Genomic DNA, 22,594 nt, shown 5'->3' with positions numbered 1-22,594 from the left:
GACCTAGCCCAGGCGCACCCTGGGGTCTACCAGGGTGTAGGAGATATCCGTGAGCACCAAACCCACGATGTAGAGCACCGAGCCCAGGAACACCATGGCGCGGACGATGGCGAAGTCCTGGGCCAGGATGGCATCGATGGTGTAGCTGCCGAGGCCCGGGATGCCGAAGAAGGACTCGATGATGAGGCTGCCCATGAACAGCAGGGGCAGCAGCACCACGACCCCCGTGAGGATGGGGATGAGAGCGTTATGCAACACGTGGCGGCCCAACACCACGGACTCGGGCAGCCCCTTGGCGCGCGCCGTGCGCACGTAGTCCCGCCCCAGCTCCTCCAGGAACAGGGTGCGGTACCAGCGGGTGCCGGCGCCGATCCCGGACACTACCCCCACCACCACCGGCAGCACCAGGAACTTGAGGCCATCCAGTCCGCCGGCATAGCCGGAGATGGGCACCAGGCGCAGCAGCTTGCCCATGAGGAACTGGCCGCCGATGATGTAAAATAGGCTGGAGACGGACATCAGGGCGACGCACAGCACCACCCCCCAGGTATCCAGGTAGGTGGCGCGGAAGAACACCAGCACCAGGGCGAAGGTGATGTTCACCGCCAACCCCACCAGCAACACCGGCACGGCGATGGCGAGGCTGGGTCCCATGCGCTGGCCGATGTCGTAACCGATATCGCGGCCGCTGTCCGAGCGCCCGAAATCGAAGGCGAAGAGGCCGAGGGACTTGTGGTAGAAGATGGTCTCCGTGAAGCCAGCCGCCGCGGCGGCCTCGCCGTTCCAGAACAGGGGCAGGTGGTAACCACGCTCCTCCTTCCAGCTCTCCACCGCCGTGGGCGTCACGTGGCGCTCCCCCAGGTGCATATAGGCCATGTCATCGGGGCTGTTCACCAGGAAGAACAGGGCGAAGGTGAGCACGTTGACCCCCAGCAGGATGGGGCCGGCATACAGCACCCGCCGCAGGATGTAGGCCATCATGCCAGGGCACTCCGGCGCTGGCGCCGGCGCCAGCCCACCGCCGCCGGCACCACCATGAACACCAGCAGCAACGCCGTCACCCCCAGGGGCCACAGCCGCGGGCGGTTCCATTCCCGGCGTCTGGCCTCCCGCAGCTGCGGGTCGATACGCAGGTACTTGAGGGTGTTGTTGGCCATCATGTGGGGCTTGAAGTTGGCGTACCACTGGTGGCTCAGGGTGAACTCCGTAGGATGGAAGCCCCAGATCCACGGGGCATCCCGGCGCACCAGCTCGAGCATGCGGTCGATGACCGCCGCCCGCTCCGGGCCGTCGGCCATGGCGCGCATGTCCTGGAACAGGCGGTCGAACTCGGGATTGGCGTAGTTGGCCGCGTTCTCACCGCCGTGCTGCGCCTTGCCGTTGGGGCCGTAGAGCAGGAACAGAAAATTCTCCGGGTCCGGGTAATCGGCGTTCCAGCCCCAGCGGAAGATCTGGGCCGTGCCCTTGGTCATCTTGTCCCGGAAGCGGTTGTAGTCGGTGGCGCGGATATCCAGCTGGACACCGAGCTTGGCGAGTTGCTTGCGCATCCAGTCCAGGCGCGCCTTGTCGTCGGGGCCCGTGGCCCGCACGTCGAAGTGGAGCACCAGGGGCTCGCCGCTATCGGCCCGGATCCCTTCCGCATAGCCCGCCCGGACCAGCAGCCGGCGGGCCTCCTCGATGGGGCGCCTTCGCGGCTGGCCGCCGGCCCACTCGTAGACGTAAGGGTTGATGCCCTCCCGCCCCTCCCGGTGCCCGAAGACCCCCGGCGGCAGGGGCCCCTGGGCCGCCCGGCCACGGCCGTTGGCGAAGATGGAAATGTACTCCTCGGTGTCCACGGCGATGGAAATGGCGCGGCGCAACAGGCGCGCCCGTTCGTCGTAGCCCCCCACCACCGGGTCCTGCATGTTGAAGCCGCGATAGATGATGGAGGTGGTGACCGCCGATGCCAGTTCGATGCCCTTGTCCCGGAAGGTGGGGGTGACGTCCGGATCCCCCTGGCCCGTGAACTGCACCGCCTGGTCGAAGTTGTCCGAGGTGATGCTGGAGGCGTCGTAGTAGCCCTGCATGAACTTGTTCCAGTAGGGGATGTTCTCCTTCTCCAACACATACACGGCCTTGTCGATGAAAGGCATGGCGGCCCCCGCGTCCGCCAGCAGACCGGCCGCGCGGTCCCCCGGCTCGCCCTCATGGGGGTAGGGTTCACCGCGGAACTCGGGGTTGCGGGCCAGCACCATGCGGCGGTTGGGATTGTTCTCCACCAGCATGTAGGGCCCGGTGCCCACCGGGAACCAGTCCAGGGTGATGTTCCTGTCCGCGAGGCCGGGCTGGCGATAAAAGCGGTCGGCCTCCCACGGCATGGGAGCGAAGAAGGGCATGGCGAGCCAGTAGACGAACTGGGGATAGTGGCCCTCCAGGGTGATGCGGAAGGTATGGCGGTCCACCACCGCCACCCCGGCATGGGGGAGTTCCCGCAGGTCGATGAAGCGCTCCCGCTCCCCGCCGTGCTCCGCCCGGGCCGCCAGACGCTCGGCGAAACCCGCCATGTCACGGATGTAGTTTGCCATCAGGCCCGCGATGGGGGATTGCAGGCGGCGGTCGGCGAGGCGCTTGATCTGATAGACATAATCGGCGGCCGTCAGCTCCCGGCTCGCCAGGGGCGCCAGCTCCCCCGGCGCGCGCAGGTCCCCGAGGGCCGCGGCACCGAGGTCGTGATGAACGAAATCGCCGTCCGGCGTGCGGGCGAAGGCGGGATGGGGCTGGAAACGGACCCCCGGCTGCACCGACACCTCGTAGACGCTGTAGGCCACGGCGTCGGCATCGGTGTCCGCGGGCAGCTTCCGGCCTTCATGGTCGTAGAGCCGCACCGCGGGCAGGGTAGTGGCGGCGCGGGGGATCAGCCGGTAGGGGCGGAGGAGATAATGGTATTGTAAGGGCGGCTCGTAGATCTGGGAGATGAACCGGTATTCATCGCTGCTATAGGAGCGCGCCGGGTCCAGGTGCTTGGGCCGTTCCGCGAACGCCCCGTAGAGGATATTCTCGCCGTGCTGCGCCACCGGGTAGGGATGATTCCAGGGCTCGCCGCCACAGCCTCCCAGGACCAGCAAGGCGCAGAGCACGACCGCCGGCATGGGACATGGGCACCACTTGTGGTCAAACGGCATGGGAGGGTCGACGGCGTTTTGTGGTTCTGGGTTTGCCTTTCGGCGTCGCGGCGATTATAAACCAAGGCCCTGCCATCACATTACGCCACCGGGGTGAGGCCTTCATCGAGCCCGCGCGAGCGAACTTGCTTCACCACGACGCACCCGTACAACAATCAGGATTCAAGGACCAACTATGGGATTTCTCGACGGTAAACGCGCCCTCATCGTCGGCCTGGCCAACAATCGCTCCATCGCCTGGGGCGTCGCCAAGGCCATGCACCGCGAGGGTGCGGAGCTGGCTTTCACCTACCAGAACGACAAACTCAAGAGCCGGGTCGAGGCCCTGGCGGCGGAGCTGGGAGTGGAGATCATCCTGCCCTGCGACGTCGCCTCCGACGCCGAGATCGAGGCCATGTACGCAAAACTCGCCGGCCACTGGGACGGCCTCGACTCCATGGTCCATTCCGTGGCCTTCGCGCCCAAGGAGCAACTCGAGGACTACTATCACGAGCACGTGACCCGCGAGGGCTTCAAGATCGCCCACGACATCAGTGCCTACAGCTTCACCGCCCTGGCCAACGCCGGCCTGCCCATGATGGCGGGGCGCAACGCCAGCCTGGTGGCGCTGACCTACATGGGCTCCGTACGGGCGGTGCCCAAGTACAACGTCATGGGGGTGGCGAAGGCGAGCCTGGAGGCCAGCGTGCGCTACCTGGCCTTCGGCCTGGGCCCCCAGGGGATCCGCGTCAACGCCGTATCGGCGGGCGCCATCCGCACCCTGGCCGCCGCCGGCATCTCGGAATTCCGGCGCCTGTTGGACTACAGCGAGAAGAATGCCCCCCTGCGCCGCAACGTCACCATCGACGAGGTGGGCAACGCGGTGGCCTTCCTGTGCTCCGATCTGGCCTCGGCCATCACCGGCGAAGTGATGTACGTGGATGCCGGCATCCACATCACCGCCATGGGCACGGAGGCGGGTGCCCCATAGACATGCCCTGATCCTGCTGGCGGCCATCTGTGCCGCGGCCGTGCCGGAGGCCGGCCTGATGGCCCTGATGTTCGTTCTGTCCGCGGCAAGCGGCAACCGCGGCCATGCCCGGCGCCCCCACCGGCCATGGCCCCCCCCACCGGCCATGAGACCGTTATTCGGGCAGGTCGATTCTCGAACGGTTGATGGTGATATCGCTGTTCGAGCGTAGTGCCTGTACCAGGGCATCGAACTGCTCCTCCCCCTGCATCTCGGCCAACACCTGGCGCCTTCGCTCAGCGGCCTCCGCGGCTATCTGTCCGCCATCTTCCACGGCCTCGAGGACGATGATGGCGTAGTCCCCGTCGGCCAGGGACAGACCATCGATGACCGCGTTGCCCGCGGGACGCCCCATGCGGAACACCTTGTCGATGACTTGCTCACCCACCTCGTCGCCGCGCCGGCTGGCCCCGCTCACCTCCCGCCACTCGAGCCCTTCCTGGCGCGCCAGCACCCGGCCCTCGGCACCCTGCCGCAGGCGGGTCATCAAGGCCTCGCCCTTCTCCATGGCACGCTGCCGCGCCGCCTCCCACTCCAGGCGTACGCGGATCTCGTCCTCCACCTCCGCCAGGGGCCGCAGGGTGGGGGCGATGCGTTCCTCGAGGCGCAGGGCCACCAGATGCATGGGCTCCACCTCGATGGGCTCGCTGTTCATGCCCTGGGCCACGTCCTCCGAGAACGCCGCCGCCACCACCCGCGGATAGGCGGCGATACCCTCACCACCCGAGCGCGGGAAAGGCGCGCTGGTGCGCACCTGGAGACCCAGGGAGTCGGCCACCACCTCGAGGGTATCCACGTGCTCGTAGACCAGGTTGGCGAACTGCTCCGCCTGCTCGTAGAACCTCTGCTCCGCCCGGGTGCCCCGCAGATCCGCCACCACCTGGTCGCGGACGTCCTCGAAGGACTCGACGGCGGCGGCCCGCACGTCCTCCAGACGAATGATGTGAAAGCCCTCGCTGCTCCGTACCGGGTCGCTGATCTCACCCTCTACCATGGCGAACACGGCTTCTTCGAAGGCGGGCGGAAACAGGGGCTCATCCAGAAGGGGCGCGGTGGCCCCTCGTTCGAAATAACCGAGGTCACCTCCTACGGTCGCCGATCCCACGTCGTCCGAGTGGGTCGCGGCCAGTTTGGCGAAATCTTCCCCCGCGGCGATGCGCTCACGGATCTCCTGCGCCTGCCGGCGCACGTCCTCGATGGCATCGCCGTCCGCCCCGGGGGGCAACGTCAGCAGGATATGACTGGCCCGACGCTGCTCCGGCACCATGTAGCTGCGCTTGAAATTCTCGAAGTTGCCGCGTGCCTCTTCCTCGCTGATCTCGACGGACTCGGCAATCTGTTCCCTGGACAACTCGACGTAACGTACCACCACGCGTTCGGGAATGGTGAAATCGGCCTCGTTGTTCCTGTAGTAGGCCTCGATGTCCTCCCGGGTCACCGCCGAGGGATCTCTCATGGCGTCCAATCCGACGGTCAGCACCCCGAAGCTGCGGCGCTGCTCCGCCAGACGGTTGGCCTCGGTCAGGGCACGGTCCGTCACCAGGGCGGATCCGATGAGCCCCTGGCGCAGCTGCGCGCGCAGCATGTTGCGTTGCAACGTCTGCTCGAAACCGCTGGGGCTGTACCCCATGCTCATGATCCAGCGCTCGTATCGCTGCTGGGAGAATCTTCCGTCTTCCTGGAACACATCGAGCTGGCGGATGGCGGCCGCCAGTTGTTCATCGCCGATGCGCAATCCACCAGATAGGGCAGCCTGCACCACCACCTCCTCGTCGATCATGCCCTGGAGGGTCTCATCCCGCAGCAGCTTCTGATCCAGATCGGATACATTGCCGCGGCCCTCCATCATCATCTGCAGGCGCTGGCGCTGGCGCTGGAAGTTGTCTTCGAACTCCCTGGCCGACAGCTCTCGTCCGTTCACCTCGGCCACGATCACGTCCCCCCCGCCACCGAAGTACTCGTGCACGCCCCACAGGGCGAAGGGAATGATGAGCAGGATGACGATAACCCACATCACCCAGGACTGGGACTTACTGCGTATGGCGAGAAGCATGTGTCAATTCACTCGGTCGTCTAAGTGCGCGCCGCGCCATGCCTGGGCGAGCCGCGGGTGGGACGGGTCTTGGCCGATAAGATAACTCTCATGGCGATACGCGCCGCCCAAGATGATGAAAGAGGAGCGCGTATCGCCATGTTCGTTCCCTCACCCCATCCCTCTCCCAAAGGTAGAGGGGGAGATGGTGCTACGCGACTTTCACATTAAAGAACCGGATACGAAAAAGGGCGCATCCCAGGATGCACCCTTGTCTTTTCATGCCGGTTTCTTTCATACAAATTTGGGCGCCCAGTGGGCGACGCCCCGATAATGGCGGAGTGGACGGGACTCGAACCCGCGACCCCCGGCGTGACAGGCCGGTATTCTAACCAGCTGAACTACCACTCCGAACAACTCGTGTCCCCGGGATTTGGTGGGTGCTGAGGGGATCGAACCCCCGACCCTCGCCTTGTAAGGGCGATGCTCTCCCAGCTGAGCTAAGCACCCCGGGGAAAGCAGGTTAGTTTACGGTATCCTTGAGGGCTTTACCAGCCTTGAACACCGGCATCTTGGATGCCGCGATCTTGATCTCTTCGCCGGTGCGGGGATTGCGGCCGGTGCGCGCGGCACGCTCCCGGACCATGAACGAGCCGAAGCCCACCATGGACACCTGATCCCCCCCTTTGAGGGCCCCCGCAATCGCGTTCACCATCGCGTCCACGGCCCGCGTCGCGGCCGCCTTGGAGATATCAGCCTCGTCGGCCACCGCATCAATCAGTTCAGCTTTATTCATCTAGTCGTTTCCCCCGTCTAACTCGGAATAATTGAAGGCCGCGAATCAATACGCCCCTGCAAGCAAAGGAGGCTTTATACCAATTGGGCCCGAGAACAGTCAACTTGCCCAGGGAGGGCCTCGGCCCCGTGACAACACGGTGTCAGGGCCCTGCCCCTGATCCGTAACCCTAAACTGTTTCCCATGGCAACACGCGCCCAATCCTGCCATGAGCACATGTGCCAAGCAGATAAACCGGAACTCCGGCAAATGGGGGAGACTACGAATCGCATAGCCGCCGACGACCGATCATCTTCCCTGCCCAACCCTCGACGAATTGCCGGCAAAGCCGTTAAATATATTTTCCGGACAGTGTCTGCCCAAAGTGACCCCGACCGCTCAAGGCCACCCTCCCGGGTAACCCCGTCCAGAGTCGCCCCGGGAGGGAACTCCGACCGCCGCCTTCAGTGGGCCGTTATACGACCACCCTTCTTCTTCACGGGCGCCGCCGGCTCCACGACCTTGTCGGTGTTTTCCCCTTCCTTGCCCGTTTTCGGCAGATGGTCCGGCATGTGCTGCAAGGCGACCGGCAGGACCTGCTCTATCCAGCGCACGCACCGGATGTCGAGATTCTTTTTGATATTGTTGGGGATCTCCACCAAGTCGCGCCTATTCTCTTCCGGAATCAGCACGGTTTCAATGCCACCGCGCAGAGCGGCCAGCAGTTTCTCCTTGAGGCCGCCGATGGGCAGCACCTCGCCTCGCAGGGTGATCTCGCCGGTCATGGCCACGGAAGAGCGCACGGGGATCCCCGTGAGCACGGACACCAGAGACGTGCACATGCCCACGCCCGCACTCGGCCCATCCTTCGGCGTGGCCCCCTCGGGCACGTGGACGTGGATATCGTGTTGCTGGTAGAACTCTTCTTCGATACCCAGGAAGGCGGTGCGGCTCCTCACCACCGACATGGCGGCCTGGATGGATTCCTGCATCACGTCACCGAGTTGCCCGGTATGGCTGAGCTTGCCCTTGCCGGGCATGATGGCGGCCTCTATGGTGAGGAGATCGCCCCCCACCTCGGTCCAGGCGAGGCCCGTGACCTGACCGATACGATCCTCCTCGTCGGCGCGACCGAAGCGAAAGCGCTTCACACCCAGATACTTGTCGATGTTGCGGGCATTCACCATGACCCGGGTGGTGTCCTGCTCGACGAGCAAACGTTTCACCACCTTGCGGCAGATTTTCGATATCTCCCGTTCCAGATTGCGCACCCCGGCCTCGCGGGTATAGTACCGAATGATGTCCCGGATGGCGCTTTCGCTGATGGTGATCTCTTCTTCCTTCAAGCCGTTGTTCTTCACCTGCTTGGGTATCAGGTAACGGGTGGCGATGTTGAGCTTCTCGTCCTCCGTGTAGCCGGAGAGGCGTATCACCTCCATGCGGTCCAGCAGCGGTGGCGGGATATTGAGGGTATTGGCGGTGGTGACGAACATGACCTCGGAGAGATCGTAGTCCACCTCGAGATAATGGTCGTTGAAGGTGTTGTTCTGCTCCGGGTCCAGAACCTCCAGCAGGGCGGACGCCGGGTCGCCGCGGAAATCCATGGACATCTTGTCCACCTCGTCCAGCAGGAACAGCGGGTTGCGCGCCCCCACTTTGGCCAGGTTCTGAACGATCTTGCCGGGCAGGGCGCCGATATAGGTGCGGCGGTGACCCCGTATCTCCGCCTCGTCGCGCACACCGCCCAGGGCCATGCGCGCAAACTTGCGGTTGGTCGCCCGGGCGATGGAGCGTCCCACGGAGGTCTTACCCACGCCGGGCGAACCTACCAGGCAGAGGATCGGGCCCTTGAGTTTCTTGACCCGCTGTTGCACCGCGAGGTACTCGATGATGCGCTCCTTGACCCGCTCCAGGCCATAGTGGTCCTCATCCAGGACCTCCTCCGCCTTTTTCAGATCATGGCGGATCTTGGTGCGCTTCTTCCACGGCACGCTCACCAGCCAGTCCACGTAGTTGCGCACCACGGTGGCCTCGGCCGACATGGGCGACATCATCTTCAGCTTGTTGAGTTCGGAGGTGGCCTTGTCCTTGGCCTCCTTGGGCATCCCCGATGACTCGATCTTGTTCGCCAGATCCTCGATCTCGTTGGGGGCGTCGTCCATGTCGCCGAGTTCCTTCTGGATGGCCTTCATCTGCTCATTCAGATAGTACTCGCGCTGGCTCTTCTCCATCTGCTTCTTGACGCGGCCGCGGATGCGCTTCTCCACCTGTAGCAGGTCGAGCTCGCCTTCCATCAGGGCCACCAGGGCCTCCAGCCGCTCGCGCACGTTCTCCACCTCGAGGAGCTTCTGCTTCTCGTCCAGCTTCACGGCGAGATGGGCGGCGATGGTGTCGGCGAGGCGACCGGGCTCATCGATGCTGGACAGGGAGGCCAGAATCTCCGGCGGCACCTTCTTGTTCAGTTTGACGTATTGTTCGAACTGCGCCAGCACGGAGCGGGTCAAAACATCCGCCTCGCGGTCGCTGACCACCTCATCCTCGAATACCCTGGCCTGGGCCGAGAAGAACTCCTTCTCGCCGATGAAGTGCAGCACGGTAGCCCGTTTGACACCCTCCACCAGCACCTTGACTGTGCCGTCGGGCAGCTTCAGCAGCTGCAGGATGGTGGCGAGGGTGCCGACCCGATAGATATCTTCGGGTTGCGGGTCGTCCTGGGACGCGTTTTTCTGCGCCAGCAGGAGGATCTGCTTGCCGTCCTCCATGGCCTGTTCCAAGGCCGCGATGGACTTCTCTCTACCTACGAACAGGGGGATGACCATATGCGGATAGACCACCACGTCGCGCAAGGGAAGTACCGGAGTGATGACGGTCTGCTCATCCATCGCGTTGGGGGAATTCTTGGTGTCGGCCACGTTTGTTACCTCTGGTGCGTTTAGCGGGGCTTGAGGCGTCGGGTATCCCTTCGCACGACCACCGCCTTGTGTCTGTTCGAGAGACTTTCTTGAAGCCCCGCGGCGAATGACTAACTACGTGGGTCCCGCATCACCGGAATTCAAGGCGCCCGCCACGGCGCCGCAACGTCAGTCGGAGGCGGCCAGCTTCCTGTCCGCATCGCCTTCGTAGATAATCAGGGGGCGGCTCTCTCCTTTGATAGCGCCCTCGTCCACCACGACCTTGTGGACACCCTCCATGGATGGCAGGTCGTACATCGTATCCAGCAACACGTGCTCCAGGATGGAACGCAGGCCGCGGGCACCGGTCTTGCGCTCCATGGCCTTGCGCGCCACCGCCCGCAGGGCTTCGTCCCGGAACTCCACTTCGGCCCCTTCCATGGCGAACATGCGCTCGTACTGCTTGGTGATGGCGTTCTTGGGTTCGGTGAGGATCTGTACCAGTTGGGCCTCGTCCAGCTCGCCCAGGGTCGCGGCCACGGGCAGGCGCCCGACGAACTCCGGTATGAGCCCGAACTTGATGAGGTCTTCCGGCTCCACGTCGGAGAGCACCTCTCCCACCGGTTTCACATCATCCTTGCCCCGGACCTCGGCCTTGAAACCGATGCCACCGCGCTCGGTGGAACGCTCCTTGATGATCTTGTCCAGACCGCCGAAGGCGCCACCACAGATGAACAGGATGTTGGCCGTGTTGACCTGCAGGAACTCCTGCTGGGGATGCTTGCGGCCCCCCTGGGGCGGCACCGATGCCACCGTGCCTTCCACCAGCTTGAGCAGCGCCTGCTGGACGCCCTCACCGGACACATCGCGGGTGATGGACGGGTTGTCGGACTTGCGGGAGATCTTGTCGATCTCGTCGATGTAGACGATACCCGTCTGAGCCTTCTCCACGTCGTAGTCGCACTTCTGCAGCAGCTTCTGGATGATGTTCTCCACGTCCTCCCCCACGTAGCCCGCTTCCGTGAGGGTGGTGGCATCGGCGATGGTGAAGGGTACGTTCAGCAACCGCGCCAGGGTCTCGGCCAGCAGGGTCTTGCCGCAACCCGTGGGGCCGATGAGCAGCACGTTGCTCTTGGACAGTTCGACGTCGTCGCCCTTGGTGCCGGTCTCCAGGCGCTTGTAGTGGTTGTAGACCGCCACGGAGAGCACCTTCTTGGCGTGGTCCTGACCCACCACGTAGTCGTCCAGGATGGTGTTGATCTCCTTGGGGGAAGGGAGCTTGCTGCCCTGATGGGACGCCGCCTTCTCCTGGATCTCCTCGCGAATGATGTCGTTGCACAGCTCGACGCATTCGTCGCATATGAAGACCGACGGCCCCGCTATCAGCTTGCGGACCTCGTGCTGGCTCTTCCCGCAGAAGGAGCAGTACAGCAACCTGTCTCCGTCTCCACCTTTCCCCGGCTTGTCATTAGTCATAATACGGCCACCTCAATTCAAGCTCCTCGCATTTTCACAGGCCCCGGGCGATTCCGCGACGGAATCATCGGCGCACGGCGATGACGTGCTATGTCACCGCCCCTCATCCCCGGCGGCGCGACGCCGGCGCGGATGGCCGCAACCCCTGTGCCACAGCGGGTCGGAATCCGACTCGCCTCAGGTGTTTGCGGTCTGCCCGCGCAGCGCCAGCACTTCATCCACGAGGCCGTACTTCACGGCCTCCTCGCCCCCCATGAAGAAATCCCTCTCCGTATCCTCACGGATACGCTCCAGGGGTTGCCCAGTGTGTTCGGCCATGATCTGGTTCAATTGTTCACGGATCTTCAGGATCTCCCGGGCGTGAATGTCGATATCCGACGCCTGACCCTGATAGCCCCCCAGGGGCTGATGGATCATCATGCGGGAATGGGGCAGGCAGAATCGCTTGCCCTTGGCCCCGCCCGCCAGCAACAGCGCCCCCATGCTGGCCGCCTGGCCCACACACATGGTGCTGATGTCCGGCTTGATGAAGCGCATGGTATCGTAAATGGCCAATCCGGCCGTCACGGCCCCGCCCGGGGAATTGATATAAAAGTGGATATCCTTGTCGGGATTCTCCGATTCGAGGAACAGCAGCTGGGCCACCACGAGGTTGGCCACCTGATCCTCCACGGGTCCCACCAGGAACACCACCCGCTCCTTGAGCAGCCTGGAGTAGATGTCATAGGAACGCTCACCCCGGGAAGACTGCTCGACCACGATGGGTACGAGGTTGAGCGCGGAGGGCTCCATGGGGTGCTTTAAATGATTTGTATCGGACATGTGGTTATGCGTGACCCGGGTTGAGGGTCAGGAAGAAGTCTGACCCGGTTTCATGATCTCGTCAAACGAGCGCCGTTCCTCGGTGACCTGGGCCCGTTCCAGCACCCAGTCCACCACCTGATTCTCCATCACCAGCGACTGCACCTCATTGAGCCGCTGGGGGTCGCCATAATACCAGTCCACCACCTGCTGGCTGTCTTCGTAGCTGGCGGCGATATTATTGACCTGCTCGCGGACCTTGTCCTCATCCAGCTTGATCCCGTTGGCGCTGACGATCTCCGTCATCAGGAGGGCTACCGCCACCCGGCGCCGCGCCTCCGGCTGCAGCGCATCGACGTCCAGGGGCGGCCGATTCGGGTCCGCCTTCGCGGCCGATGCAATACGCTCCGCCTCCGTCTTAACGAGTGCCTGGGGCACGTCCATGTCCGCCGCACCCAACAGGGCCTCGATGACACGCCCCTTGACGCGATTCTTGAGGGCGTCCTCGAGTTCACGCTCCATGTTGACCCGCACATCCGCCTTGAGATCCTCCACCCGGCCGCTGTCGATACCGAAGGACTGGACGAATTCCTCGTCGAACTCCGGCAGGCGTCTGCTCTGGACCTTCTTGACCGTGACCTCGAAGGACACCGGCTTGCCGGAGAGTTGCTCCGCGTGGTAACCCTCGGGAAAGCTCAGTTCCAGGGTCTTCTGATCGCCGGCCTGGAGGCCCACGAGACCCGCCTCGAAACCATCGATGAGACGCCCGGTCCCCAATTCGATGGGCAAGTCACTGCCGGCACCGCCCTCCAGGGGCGCGCCGTCCACGGTGCCCGCGAAGTCGGCGATGACCTGGTCGCCCATCTCGGCCGGACGGTCCACGTCCTCCCAGGTGGCGCGCTGGGCACGCAGGGTCTCCAGCATGGCGTCCACATCCTGGTCGGTGACCTCGGCGTTCTCCCGTACCAACTGAAAGGCGCCTGGATCGGGCACCTGGATGTCGGGATAGACCTCGAAGGTGGCGGTGTAGGAGAAACCCTCACCTTTCTGGTCGGTCATATCGCCGATGCTGGGGGCGCCGGCAGGCTTCAGGCCCTCCTGCATCAGGGCCTGGGGATAGGTGGCCTCCACCAGCCCGGTCAGGACCTCGTGACGCACGCCGTCACTGTACTTCTGCTTGAGGACCTTGAACGGCACCTTGCCCGGACGGAAGCCGTCCAGCCTGGCCGTGCGTTGCAACGACTGAAGTCGCTTGTCCACTTCCGGGGAGATCTGCTCCTCCGGGATCTGAACCGTCATGCGTCGCTCCAAACCGTCACCGGCGCTCACTGATACTTGCATCTACTCACCTCGCTTCTGCCCCGACAGAAATGCCTCGCATCCCCATCACCGGGTCCCCATTAGAATTTCAGTTTAAGGAAAACCGTTTCAACCTAAGCCTGCCAAGGTTTTGTCCGGCGGCCGCCCCTCTACGACCAGCGTTCTTCGGTTTCAGGGGTCGGGGTAACCTCCCCCGCTGGCTGGTGCGAAAGAAGAGATTCGAACTCTCACCCCTTACGGGACTGGAACCTAAATCCAGCGCGTCTACCAATTCCGCCACTTTCGCATAAAAAACATAAAGTTAACCCACCCACCCACGCTTCCGGGCCAGTGGCGGGACGAAACTTATAGAAGATTATACGCACGCGGGGGGAGGATATTCATTATCAATGCGTCATGGAATTAACTCTCATGGCGATACGCGCCGCCCAAGATGATGAAAGAAGAGCGCGTATCGCCATGTTCGTTCCCTCACCCCATCCCTGTACTCCAGGCATCCTGCCCTTCGCCCTGCGGGCCGCGCCAAGGCGCGTTCAAATCCGTTCCCGACGGATTTGTCCCAGAGGGAGAGGGGAAGTTCGTGCTTCGCGACTTTCACGTTAAACACTGAAGAATTCAGCGTTTACCGTGGGCCCACGTGTCTATCGGGCCCCACGAGGCAACCGAGAGGCCGGCGTCGAACCGGGGTCAGAAGAACCGGGCGTTGACCCAGAAGTGGGCGACGATGCTGCCGGCATAACCCAGCAGAATCACCGGCATCCAACGCAGGTGCCCGAAGAAGGTGTACTTGCCGCGGGCCAGTCCCATGAGGGCCACCCCCGCGGCGGAACCCACCGACAGCAGGGAGCCCCCCACCCCAGCAGTGAGGGTCACCAGCAGCCACTGCCCATGGGACATATCCGGCTCCATGCTGAGCACCGCGAACATCACCGGGATGTTGTCGACGATGGCGGACAGCGCCCCCACCGCCACGTTGGCCTGAGTGGCCCCCCAACCCAGATACATGGTGTGGGAGACCAGTTCCAGATAACCGATAAAGCCAAGCCCCCCGACACAGGCCACCACGCCATAGAAGAAGAACAGGGTATCCCACTCGGAACGCGCCACCGATTCGAATACGTCGAAGGGCACGATATCACCCAACTCGCCGCGCTCGAAGCCCTTGTGCTCCAAGTGCCGGTGGTCGCGCTCGAGGGTACGACTCAGGTAGTAGCCGAAGATCTGCAGATAACCCATACCCGTCAGCATCCCCACCACCGGCGGCAGATGCAGGAAATTGTGGAATACCACGGCGGTGGCGATGGTGGCCAAGAACAAAAGAATGATCCGGCGGGCACCCCGGTGCAGGGTGACCGCCTCCTCCACCACCACGGGCTGCTCCCGGGGCACCGCGAAGTGCATCAGCGTGGCGGGGATGAGGAAATTCACCACCGAGGGAATGAACAGGGCGAAGAAGCCCCAGAACTCCACTATGCCCTTCTGCCATACCATCAGGGTGGTGATGTCCCCGAAGGGGCTGAAGGCCCCGCCGGCGTTGGCGGCCACCACGATGTTGATGCACGCCAGGGTGACGAAGCGGGCATTGTCCCCGCCCACCGACAGCACCACCGTGGCCATGAGCAGCGCGGTGGTGAGGTTATCGGCTACGGGCGATATGAAGAAAGCCAGCAGGCCGGTGATCCAGAACAACTGCCGGAACCCGAAACCGGAACGCACCAGCCACGAGCGCAGGGCATCGAAGACCCGGCGTTCCTCCATGGCGTTGATATAGGTCATGGCCACCAGCAGGAACAGGCCCAGCTCCGCGAACTCCAGGATGTAGTGCCGCAGGGCCTGCTGGGCGGTCTCGGTGTCGCCATGACCGGTATAGACCAGGCCGATGAAGGCCCAGATGAGGCCGGCGGCGATGATCATGGGCTTGGACTTGCGCAGGTGGGTGAACTCCTCCGCCATGACCAGCCCGTAGGCGATGACGAACAGGGCGATGGCCGTGAAGCCCACCCAGTGACCGGTGAGATCCATGCGCTCGGGCATGGCCATCACTACTCCGGGTACCCCTGCCAGGGCGATGAGAACGACGGCGCGGACCAAGTGAGCGAAGCGCATCAGTAGACGAGGTTCAGCATGGGCAGCATGACCACCAGAAACAGGATGGTCATGACGCCGCCGGCCCGTATGTAGTCGGGCACGCCGTACCCCCCGGGGGCCATGATGAGGGCATTCACCTGGTGGGTCGGGATGAGGAAGGAGTTGGAGGTGGCCAGGGCCACCGTGAGGGCGTAGAGGGCCGGGTCTTCCCCTGCGCCGATGGCGATGTTCACCGCCAGGGGCACCAGCAGCACCGTGGCCCCCACGTTGGACATCACCAGGGTGAAGAAGGTGGCCAGTACGGCGATGGCCGCCTGGATGACCCAGGAGGGCATGTCCCCCACCACCAGGAGGGTCTGATCGGCGATCCACTTCGCCGTGCCCGTGGTCTCCACCGCGAGGCCCAGAGGGATCAGGGAGGCCAGCAGGAACACGGTCTTCCACGACACCGCGTCGTAGGCCTCCTCGATCTTGAGCACCCCCGACAGCACCATCCCCAAGGCCCCGGTGAGCAGGGCCACGGACAGCCGCACATCCGTGAACAGCACCAGGAACAAGGCCAGGGCGAAGAACAACCCGGCCCACTTCACCTTCTGGGGCCGCAGTTCCTCGTGGGGATATTCCGTGGTGATGATGACAAAATCCGAATTCTTCTCCAGACGCGCCAAGTCGTCCCAGGTGATATACCCCACCAGCACGTCGCCGGCCTGGAAAGGCGTCGCCCGTACCCCTCCACCCTCCCGGGTGATGGTCTCGCCACCGCGGTTGATGGCCAGCACCGAGAGACCGAAGGCCTTGCGCATGGCCATGTCCCGGGCGGTCTTGCCGATGAGCTTGGAACCTGGCGGAATCACCAGTTCGGCGATGCCGGCCTTGGATGACACCAGGGCGTTGGCGAAGGTCTCCAGCCCCCTGCGCACGTCCACCTGGGCCGCCAGGGCGAAGGGGCCGAAGACGGAAGGAGCGGCCAGCAAACCGAGGATGGTGCCGGCCTCGATGCCGGTGTCGCGGTCCACCGAGTTGGCCCCGAAGCGCGGCCCGTCTCCCTTGTCCACTGCCACCACCCTCACCGCGTGGTAGCCCTCGATATCGTCGAGGTTCTTGCCCACCAGGGGGCTCTCGGCGGGCACCACCACCTCGTAGAGATCGTAGTTAACGCCGTAGAGGCTCTCGAAGTAATCCTTGGCCTTCTTGGCGCTGCCGCCCCCCTCTTCCGTTGCCCTCACCGGCAGCACCCAGCGTCCGGCGATGACAAAATAGATGATGCCCGTGGCCACCAGGGCGAGGCCGATGGGGGTCACGGAGAACAGGGACCAGGTCTCCATCTGCTGCTCCGCCGGCAGTGCCTTGTTGGAGGTGAGCATGAGGTCATTGAGCAAAATCAACGGACTCGAACCCACCATGGTCACGGTGCCGCCGAGGATAGCGCAGAAGCCCATGGGCATGAGCAGGCGGGACATGGGGATCTCGGTGCGGGCGGAGATACGGCCCACCACCGGCAGGAACAGGGCGGCGGCCCCCACGTTCTGCATGAAAGAGGATATAACGCCGACGGTGCCGGAGATGATGGGGATAATGCGGGTCTCGGTGGTGCCGCCGACACGCAGGATGAAGCCCGCCACCCGGGTCATGACGCCCGTCTTGTCCAGGCCGGCGCCGATGATCATGACTGCGATGATGGACATCACGGCGTTGGAAGCGAAACCGTCAAACAGGCTGCGGGGGTCCACCAGGCCCTGGTCGATGCCCATGAGAGGCGCGAGCAGGTCCGTCAGCCCCAGCAAAACCATGATACTGATGGCCGCCACGTCCACCCCCACCACCTCGAAGGCGAACAGGTAGATGGTGAGCAGCAGGATGCCGGTGACCCACGCGATCTCCGTGTTGGGCACCACCATGCCGAGGCCGAGGGCGACGACGAAGAAGACGACACCGGCCACCCATTGGTTGCGGGTCAGGCCGCCACTGCTTGCGGATACCTTTTCTTCATCTGCCAAGGCTGTCACGGTGATTTCTCCAGATTTTGTATTTCGGAAACCGGATGATGGGCAGGCGCCGGCCACGGCCACGCCGTGACGGAACGACATGGCCCGGCGCCGCGAACGGAAACCGGCGTCCCCGCACCAGGGCTCCATTAGCCCAGGCTATGCCTGGCAAGATATTCTTTATTGGAAACTGAGCGCTCGCCGAAATTCTGGAGCGCGGATCGCGTCAGGGGCGCCAATTCATCCCAGAGATGGGTAATTCTCCCCATGAATGAGCTACATTACAAATGAATTGTTACTTACAAATATTCTTATATGGAATATGACGTTCTTCCGGACCTGAATGGCCTGGCGGCCCTGCGGGCCGTGGTGGAACTGGGTGGGGTGAACGAGGCCGCCACCGCCCTACACGTGGGACAACCCGCCGTCACCAAGCGCCTGCGGGCCCTGGAGAACTGCTATGGCGAGGCCCTGATGGAACGCAAGGGCCGGCGCCTGCAGCTCACCGCTGCCGGCGAGAAGGTCTACAACTACGCGCGTCTGGCCCTCGACCATCACGGCTCCCTGCAGGACGATCTGGCCTCCCTGCGGGCCGGTCGCAGCACCCTGCGTCTCGAGGTGACGTCCGCCATCGGCGAGCACCTGCTGCCGGACCTGCTGATGCGTTTCGCGCGCGCCCATCCCGACTACCGCATCGTCAGCCAGATGAACTACAGCCGCTGGATCCAGACTCGTCTCGCCACCGGCCTGGCAGATCTGGCGCTACTGGAGATGGCCCCGGACCACCCCGACATCCTGGTGCAGAAGTGGCTGGAGGACGAGCTGCTGATGGTGTGCGGCCCCAATCATCCCTTGTGGGGCAGCGATCCCCTGCCCGTGGCGCGCATCCCCGACCTGGACTACGTGCTGCGGGAGGCCCGCTCCTCCACCCGCACCGCGCTTGAACAGGCCCTGGCCGCCATCGACATCCCCCACATCCCCGTGGCCATGGAGGTGGGCTCCACCGACACCATCATCGAGATGCTCCAGCGCGGCCCCTACGTCAGCTTCCTGCCCCGCTTCGCCCTGGAGGACGCCCTGCGCTCGGGGGAGCTGTTCCACATCAAGGTGCAGGGACTGCGCATCATGCGCACCCTGTGGGCGGCGCGCACCCGGTCCACCCTGAACAACCCCGTGGCCAACGCCTTCATCCAGCTGCTCCAGGGCCTGCCCGCCGGCGGCGAAGCCAGATAGGCGGCGCCGCCCACGTCAGAGCGCCCTCGTTGCCGTTAAGCTGGCCCGGCATTCGCCGCCTCGCCGCCGTGCCTGAAGCCCAGGGCGGCAAGCAGGGCGCGTCCCTCCTCGCTGTGGAGCAGGGCCAGGAAACGCCCCACCGCCGGGCGCTCCAGCCGACTCTCGGGGATGACGAAGTCGTAGTGTTCCTCCTTTAAGGGGAGAAAATCGAGGCCATACTCCCGGGCCACGGTATCGATGGCCACCCCCCAATCAGCACGGCCCTGGGCGACGGCGCTGGCCACGGCGTTGTGGGAGTTGGTCTGGACCCCGTAGCCCGCCGGCTGGCGATCACCCAGCAGCCGGTCGATGAGCACCCGGGTACCACTGCCGGCATTGCGGTTGACCATGATGCACCGGGGGTCGGCCAGGGCCGCCGCCACCCCCTCCTCCGGCGTGGCGGCAGCGGCGAAGCGGGCGTCGCCGGCACGGAACACCACCCCCTGGAGGCGGCGATAGCCCTTCACCAGTTCCATGCCCGGTTCCAGGAAGGGCCGGTTGTATTCCTGGGTGTCGGGATCCATGAGATGGACCCCGGCGATGTCGCACTCGCCGCGCCGGGCCGCGGCCAGCCCCCCCATACTGCCCACATGGAGGGACTTGATGACCAGGCCCTCCCCCTGCAAGCGCCCCAGCAACCGGTCGAGTCCCACGCAATGGCTGCCGATGGTCACCAGATCCGCGGGCTCCAGCCGCTCCGAAATGAGCTGCACCTCCACGGGCGTGTCGGCGGCCAGCTGCTCCGTCTGGGCGGGAATGACCATGAAACCGTCGGCCTTGCTGAAGGTGGTGACGGCCCCCGAGTTCTTGCCCGTGGGATAGGCGGCATAGCCCCCGGCGGTGCGCAGCAGGTTGACCATCAGGTATTCGGTGCGGCCGCTCTCCGAGCGCGTGCGCACCGCGAGACGGGCTTCGACGCCGGCGCGCCGGCGCTCCCGGCTGCCGGCCATCTGCAGCAGCACCGGCGCCACGAACTCATGGAAGGTGAAGATGGCCGAGGTGGGAAAGCCCGGCAGGATCACCAGGGGCTTGCCGTCGGCCACCGCCAGGCACAGGGGCTTGCCCGGCTTGATGGCGACGCCATGGACCACGATCCCCGGCGCCCCGAGGCCACTGATGACGTGGTAGGAGAGGTCACCGGCACCCTTGGAGGTGCCCCCCGACAGGATCACCATGTCGCACGCCAACCCCCGTCGCACCATCGCCTCCATGGCCACCGGGTCGTCGGCCACGGCGCCGAGGCGTACCGCCTCGCAACCCAGTTCCTCCACCGCGGCGGCGACGATAGCTTCGTTGGAGTCGTAGACGCGGCCCCGCCCCAGGGGCTCGCCGGGGGCCACCACCTCGTCGCCGGTGGAGATCACCGCCACCCGCGGGCGGCGATACACCACCGCCTCGGGCTGCCCCACCGCCGCCAGCAGGCCCACCTCCCGGGAGGTCAGCACCTGGCCGGCATGCAGTACCGTCTCGCCCCGCCCCACATCGGTACCGGCGAAGGTGACGAAAGCGCCGGTGGCGGTCGGCCGGCGTATCAGCAACAGTTCCCCGTCGTCCGCGAGCTCCGTGTCTTCCACCATCACCACCGCGTCCGCCCCGCGGGGGATGACGGCGCCGGTGGCCAGCACCGTCGCGGTGCCCGGCTCCACCGTACACACCGCCTCGACGCCCGGCGTGAGTACCTCCGGATTGAGTCGCAGGCGGCAGGGGGCCTCCTCGCCGGCCCCGGCGGTATCGGCGGCGCGCACCGCAAAGCCATCCACGTTGGCGCGATCGAAGTTGGGCACGTCCACCCCCGCCACCACGTCCGCGGCGAGGATGCGGTGCAGGGCCGCCGCCAGGGGCACCGTCTCCGGGCCCAGCGGCGCCGGCCGCAGCGCCGCGGCGAAGCGCCGGCGCGCCTCGTCGGCGTCCACCACCTCCAGAAACTGCTGCTGGGTGGCGGCGCGACGGCGCCGCTGCAGAGCCTCGGCCGCCTGGCGGGCCGTGGCAGCGGGATCACTGGAAGACATGCACCTCCACCTCCGTACCCTCCGGGTAACCTTCGCTGTGCATGGGAATGATCACGAAGCCATCGGCCGCCACCGCCGAGGCCAGCAGGCGCCCCTCACTCACGGCCAGGGGCACCGCGCGGTCGCCTTCGAGGCGTACCCGGCAGAACTCCAGCCGCCCCAGCCGCGAGGCCACCTTGGATTGGAGGGTGGCGTGTCGAACGACGTAGGGCCAATCCCCGCCGTCCCCGGCGAGGCGCCGCACGGCACGCCCCGCCAACAGCTCGTAGGCGCACAGGCAGGCCAGAGGCGCGCCGGGCAGCAGGATCACGGGCCGTCCCCCGAGGCGGCCGAGACCCACCGTCTCCCCGGGATTGATGGCGACGCCATGGACCTCCAGGACATCGCCGCGGGCCAGGGCGGCGGCGGCAAAATCACCCTCGCCGTCCCCGCTGCCGCCGTAGACGAGCAGCAGGTCCCCACCCGGCGCCGCCAGACGGGCCTCAAGGGCCGCCGCATCGGTGGCCAGATGGCGTCCCTCCACCGCCCCCCCATCGCGTCGCACCAGGCTCTCGAGCATGAGACCGGCCGTATCTCCCGCCGCCAGCGGCCCCCCGGGGGCCGCCACCAGGCGGACCCGCGGCCGGCGCACGACCATGACGGTCTCCACACCGAGGGCCGCCAGCTGGGCCAGATCATGGGCCCGCAGGCGGTGGCCCGAAGCCAGCACGGTGGCACCCGCGGCGGCCTCAGCCCCCGCCGCCAGCACGTGCTCCCCCGCCGCCACTGCGCCATATATCTCCAGCACCGACCCGAGGACTTCGGCCTCCTCCCGCGGCAGCACACCATCGGCGCCCTCCGGCAGGGGGGCACCACTAGCCACCGCCACGGCCTCATCCACGGCCAACCCGCCGTCCCCGCTCCCCTTGCGCAATCGCAAGCGCAAGGGGCTGTAGCTGCTGGCCCCGATGGTGGCCCGGATATGGACGGCATAGCCGTTGCGGCCCGCCAGGGCAGTGGCCGGCAGGGCGGCAGCGGCTTGCACCGGCCGGGCCAGCACCCGGGCGTAGGCGGCGCCCAGGGTCACGGCCTCCCCGGGCAGGGCCGCGATATTGCTATCCAGCCACTCCAGAGCGTGCTCCGGCGGCACCGGTGCCGCACGACTTGGGCCCTGAACGGAAAAGCCTGAAACGTCGGGAGCCATGGGCTGCCAGGGTATCGCTAGCGTTCGCCGTCCGCCTTCGGCTCCCCGGTAGTCTCCTGATAGCGCTCTTTCGCGTAATCCATGGCCTGTTTGCCCTTTTCCTTCGTGGCGTCATAGGCCTCGGCACCCTTTTCCTTCGCCTTCTCGTAGAGCTCACCCGAGCCTTCCTTGATGTCCTGCCAGGCGGCTCCACCCTTCTCAGAGAGTTCCTTCGCCGTCTCCTTGCCCGACTCCACCGCCGCGGCTCCCAACTCCCTGCTCTGCTCTGTCCACTCGCGGCCCTCCCGGGACAGCCGCGACTCCTGCCCGGATGCGGGAGCATCGTTAGTGGCCGACTGCCGGTCCGGCGCGGGTGCGGTCTCCGGGGCGGTGGGCGCCCCTTCCTGTGCCGACGAAGGCGCCTCGTCGCCGCCGCAACCCACCAGGCCGGCGGAAATAAAGAACAGGAGGGCAGTGCCCCGGGTGGCGTTACGGGTCATCATGGTGGCATCTCTTCGGCTTGCACTGGGGAAGGCCATTCTACAAGGAGTTTGGTCGCCGTCCATGGCAGGCGAAAGACGTGGAGAAAAGAATTTCCTCTCGCCGCGGCGGT

At 65.2% G+C, this 22,594-nt stretch carries 15 protein-coding genes and 3 tRNA genes; 2 read left to right on the top strand and 16 right to left on the bottom strand.

What is annotated here, in order from left to right; genetic code table 11:
* Positions 1 to 3: 3 nt before the first annotated feature.
* Both U5S82_15700 and U5S82_15695 read right to left on the bottom strand, forming a co-directional pair.
* Positions 4 to 981: an ABC transporter permease gene (locus tag U5S82_15700; protein ID MDZ7753054.1), complete on the bottom strand. Its 978-nt coding sequence runs from the start codon at positions 979 to 981 to the stop codon at positions 4 to 6.
* On the bottom strand, positions 978 to 3,128 hold the full coding sequence (locus U5S82_15695; protein ID MDZ7753053.1) for an ABC transporter substrate-binding protein: 2,151 nt from the start codon (positions 3,126 to 3,128) through the stop codon (positions 978 to 980). The genes U5S82_15700 and U5S82_15695 overlap by 4 nt, the downstream gene beginning before the upstream one ends.
* A 208-nt stretch (positions 3,129 to 3,336) precedes the next feature.
* Here U5S82_15695 and U5S82_15690 point away from each other — a divergent pair, with 208 nt between their 5' ends.
* Positions 3,337 to 4,131, top strand: a complete 795-nt coding sequence (locus U5S82_15690; GenBank protein MDZ7753052.1) for an enoyl-ACP reductase — start codon at positions 3,337 to 3,339, stop codon at positions 4,129 to 4,131.
* Positions 4,132 to 4,285: 154 nt separating this feature from the next.
* Here U5S82_15690 and U5S82_15685 read toward each other — a convergent pair whose 3' ends face one another.
* The 11 genes from U5S82_15685 to U5S82_15635 form a co-directional block, all read right to left on the bottom strand.
* Positions 4,286 to 6,223, bottom strand: coding sequence for a SurA N-terminal domain-containing protein (locus U5S82_15685; GenBank protein ID MDZ7753051.1), 1,938 nt, complete (start codon positions 6,221 to 6,223; stop codon positions 4,286 to 4,288).
* A gap of 313 nt (positions 6,224 to 6,536) precedes the next feature.
* A tRNA-Asp gene (locus U5S82_15680) sits at positions 6,537 to 6,613 on the bottom strand.
* A 23-nt stretch (positions 6,614 to 6,636) separates the two neighbouring features.
* Positions 6,637 to 6,712, bottom strand: a tRNA-Val gene (locus U5S82_15675).
* Between the two features lie 13 nt (positions 6,713 to 6,725).
* Complete coding sequence (locus U5S82_15670; GenBank protein ID MDZ7753050.1) at positions 6,726 to 6,998, bottom strand: HU family DNA-binding protein; 273 nt, start codon at positions 6,996 to 6,998, stop codon at positions 6,726 to 6,728.
* A gap of 443 nt (positions 6,999 to 7,441) precedes the next feature.
* Entirely contained in the window at positions 7,442 to 9,859 is a 2,418-nt protein-coding gene (gene lon / locus U5S82_15665) for an endopeptidase La (protein ID MDZ7753049.1), read from the bottom strand.
* A gap of 198 nt (positions 9,860 to 10,057) precedes the next feature.
* Positions 10,058 to 11,344 carry an ATP-dependent Clp protease ATP-binding subunit ClpX gene (gene clpX, locus U5S82_15660; GenBank protein MDZ7753048.1) on the bottom strand — a complete coding sequence of 429 codons (1,287 nt, stop codon included), beginning with the start codon at positions 11,342 to 11,344 and terminating at the stop codon, positions 10,058 to 10,060.
* Between the two features lie 177 nt (positions 11,345 to 11,521).
* Positions 11,522 to 12,166, bottom strand: coding sequence for an ATP-dependent Clp endopeptidase proteolytic subunit ClpP (gene clpP / locus U5S82_15655; GenBank protein ID MDZ7753047.1), 645 nt, complete (start codon positions 12,164 to 12,166; stop codon positions 11,522 to 11,524).
* Positions 12,167 to 12,193: 27 nt separating this feature from the next.
* Positions 12,194 to 13,486: a trigger factor gene (tig, locus tag U5S82_15650; protein ID MDZ7753046.1), complete on the bottom strand. Its 1,293-nt coding sequence runs from the start codon at positions 13,484 to 13,486 to the stop codon at positions 12,194 to 12,196.
* A 180-nt stretch (positions 13,487 to 13,666) separates the two neighbouring features.
* Positions 13,667 to 13,751, bottom strand: a tRNA-Leu gene (locus tag U5S82_15645).
* Between the two features lie 401 nt (positions 13,752 to 14,152).
* The gene (gene nhaD, locus U5S82_15640) at positions 14,153 to 15,505 is read right to left on the bottom strand and encodes a sodium:proton antiporter NhaD (protein ID MDZ7753045.1); all 1,353 of its coding nucleotides are present in this window, start codon (positions 15,503 to 15,505) and stop codon (positions 14,153 to 14,155) included.
* A 65-nt stretch (positions 15,506 to 15,570) separates the two neighbouring features.
* A complete protein-coding gene (locus U5S82_15635) occupies positions 15,571 to 17,559 on the bottom strand; it encodes an SLC13 family permease (protein MDZ7753044.1) in 1,989 nt (662 codons plus the stop codon).
* A gap of 294 nt (positions 17,560 to 17,853) precedes the next feature.
* Between U5S82_15635 and U5S82_15630 the strand changes: the two genes are divergently transcribed.
* Positions 17,854 to 18,771: a LysR family transcriptional regulator gene (locus U5S82_15630; protein MDZ7753043.1), complete on the top strand. Its 918-nt coding sequence runs from the start codon at positions 17,854 to 17,856 to the stop codon at positions 18,769 to 18,771.
* 35 nt (positions 18,772 to 18,806) lie between these two features.
* On the opposite strand, the gene U5S82_15625 is transcribed toward U5S82_15630, so the two are convergent.
* The 3 genes from U5S82_15625 to U5S82_15615 form a co-directional block, all read right to left on the bottom strand.
* Positions 18,807 to 20,819, bottom strand: coding sequence for a molybdopterin biosynthesis protein (locus U5S82_15625; protein ID MDZ7753042.1), 2,013 nt, complete (start codon positions 20,817 to 20,819; stop codon positions 18,807 to 18,809).
* Complete coding sequence (locus tag U5S82_15620) at positions 20,806 to 21,948, bottom strand: molybdopterin-binding protein (GenBank protein MDZ7753041.1); 1,143 nt, start codon at positions 21,946 to 21,948, stop codon at positions 20,806 to 20,808. Before U5S82_15620 ends, U5S82_15625 begins: the two co-directional genes overlap by 14 nt.
* A 71-nt stretch (positions 21,949 to 22,019) precedes the next feature.
* Positions 22,020 to 22,484: a hypothetical protein gene (locus U5S82_15615; protein MDZ7753040.1), complete on the bottom strand. Its 465-nt coding sequence runs from the start codon at positions 22,482 to 22,484 to the stop codon at positions 22,020 to 22,022.
* Positions 22,485 to 22,594: the final 110 nt, after the last annotated feature.

It is taken from the genome of Gammaproteobacteria bacterium, assembly GCA_034522055.1.
Lineage (GTDB): Bacteria > Pseudomonadota > Gammaproteobacteria > JAABTG01 > JAABTG01 > JAABTG01.
The sequence above is the reverse complement of the archived record's forward strand: the minus strand, read 5'-3'. Positions and strand labels throughout refer to the sequence as shown.

Bases quoted from the DNA above. Each gene is read 5' to 3' on its own strand.
- U5S82_15700 (MDZ7753054.1), bottom strand. From the start codon at position 981: ATGATGGCCTACATCCTGCGGCGGGTGCTGTATGCCGGCCCCATCCTG.
- U5S82_15695 (MDZ7753053.1), bottom strand. From the start codon at position 3,128: ATGCCGGCGGTCGTGCTCTGCGCCTTGCTGGTCCTGGGAGGCTGTGGC.
- U5S82_15690 (MDZ7753052.1), top strand. From the start codon at position 3,337: ATGGGATTTCTCGACGGTAAACGCGCCCTCATCGTCGGCCTGGCCAAC.
- U5S82_15685 (MDZ7753051.1), bottom strand. From the start codon at position 6,223: ATGCTTCTCGCCATACGCAGTAAGTCCCAGTCCTGGGTGATGTGGGTT.
- U5S82_15670 (MDZ7753050.1), bottom strand. From the start codon at position 6,998: ATGAATAAAGCTGAACTGATTGATGCGGTGGCCGACGAGGCTGATATC.
- lon (MDZ7753049.1), bottom strand. From the start codon at position 9,859: ATGGATGAGCAGACCGTCATCACTCCGGTACTTCCCTTGCGCGACGTG.
- clpX (MDZ7753048.1), bottom strand. From the start codon at position 11,344: ATGACTAATGACAAGCCGGGGAAAGGTGGAGACGGAGACAGGTTGCTG.
- clpP (MDZ7753047.1), bottom strand. From the start codon at position 12,166: ATGTCCGATACAAATCATTTAAAGCACCCCATGGAGCCCTCCGCGCTC.
- tig (MDZ7753046.1), bottom strand. From the start codon at position 13,486: ATGCAAGTATCAGTGAGCGCCGGTGACGGTTTGGAGCGACGCATGACG.
- nhaD (MDZ7753045.1), bottom strand. From the start codon at position 15,505: ATGGCCATGCCCGAGCGCATGGATCTCACCGGTCACTGGGTGGGCTTC.
- U5S82_15630 (MDZ7753043.1), top strand. From the start codon at position 17,854: ATGGAATATGACGTTCTTCCGGACCTGAATGGCCTGGCGGCCCTGCGG.
- U5S82_15625 (MDZ7753042.1), bottom strand. From the start codon at position 20,819: ATGTCTTCCAGTGATCCCGCTGCCACGGCCCGCCAGGCGGCCGAGGCT.
- U5S82_15615 (MDZ7753040.1), bottom strand. From the start codon at position 22,484: ATGATGACCCGTAACGCCACCCGGGGCACTGCCCTCCTGTTCTTTATT.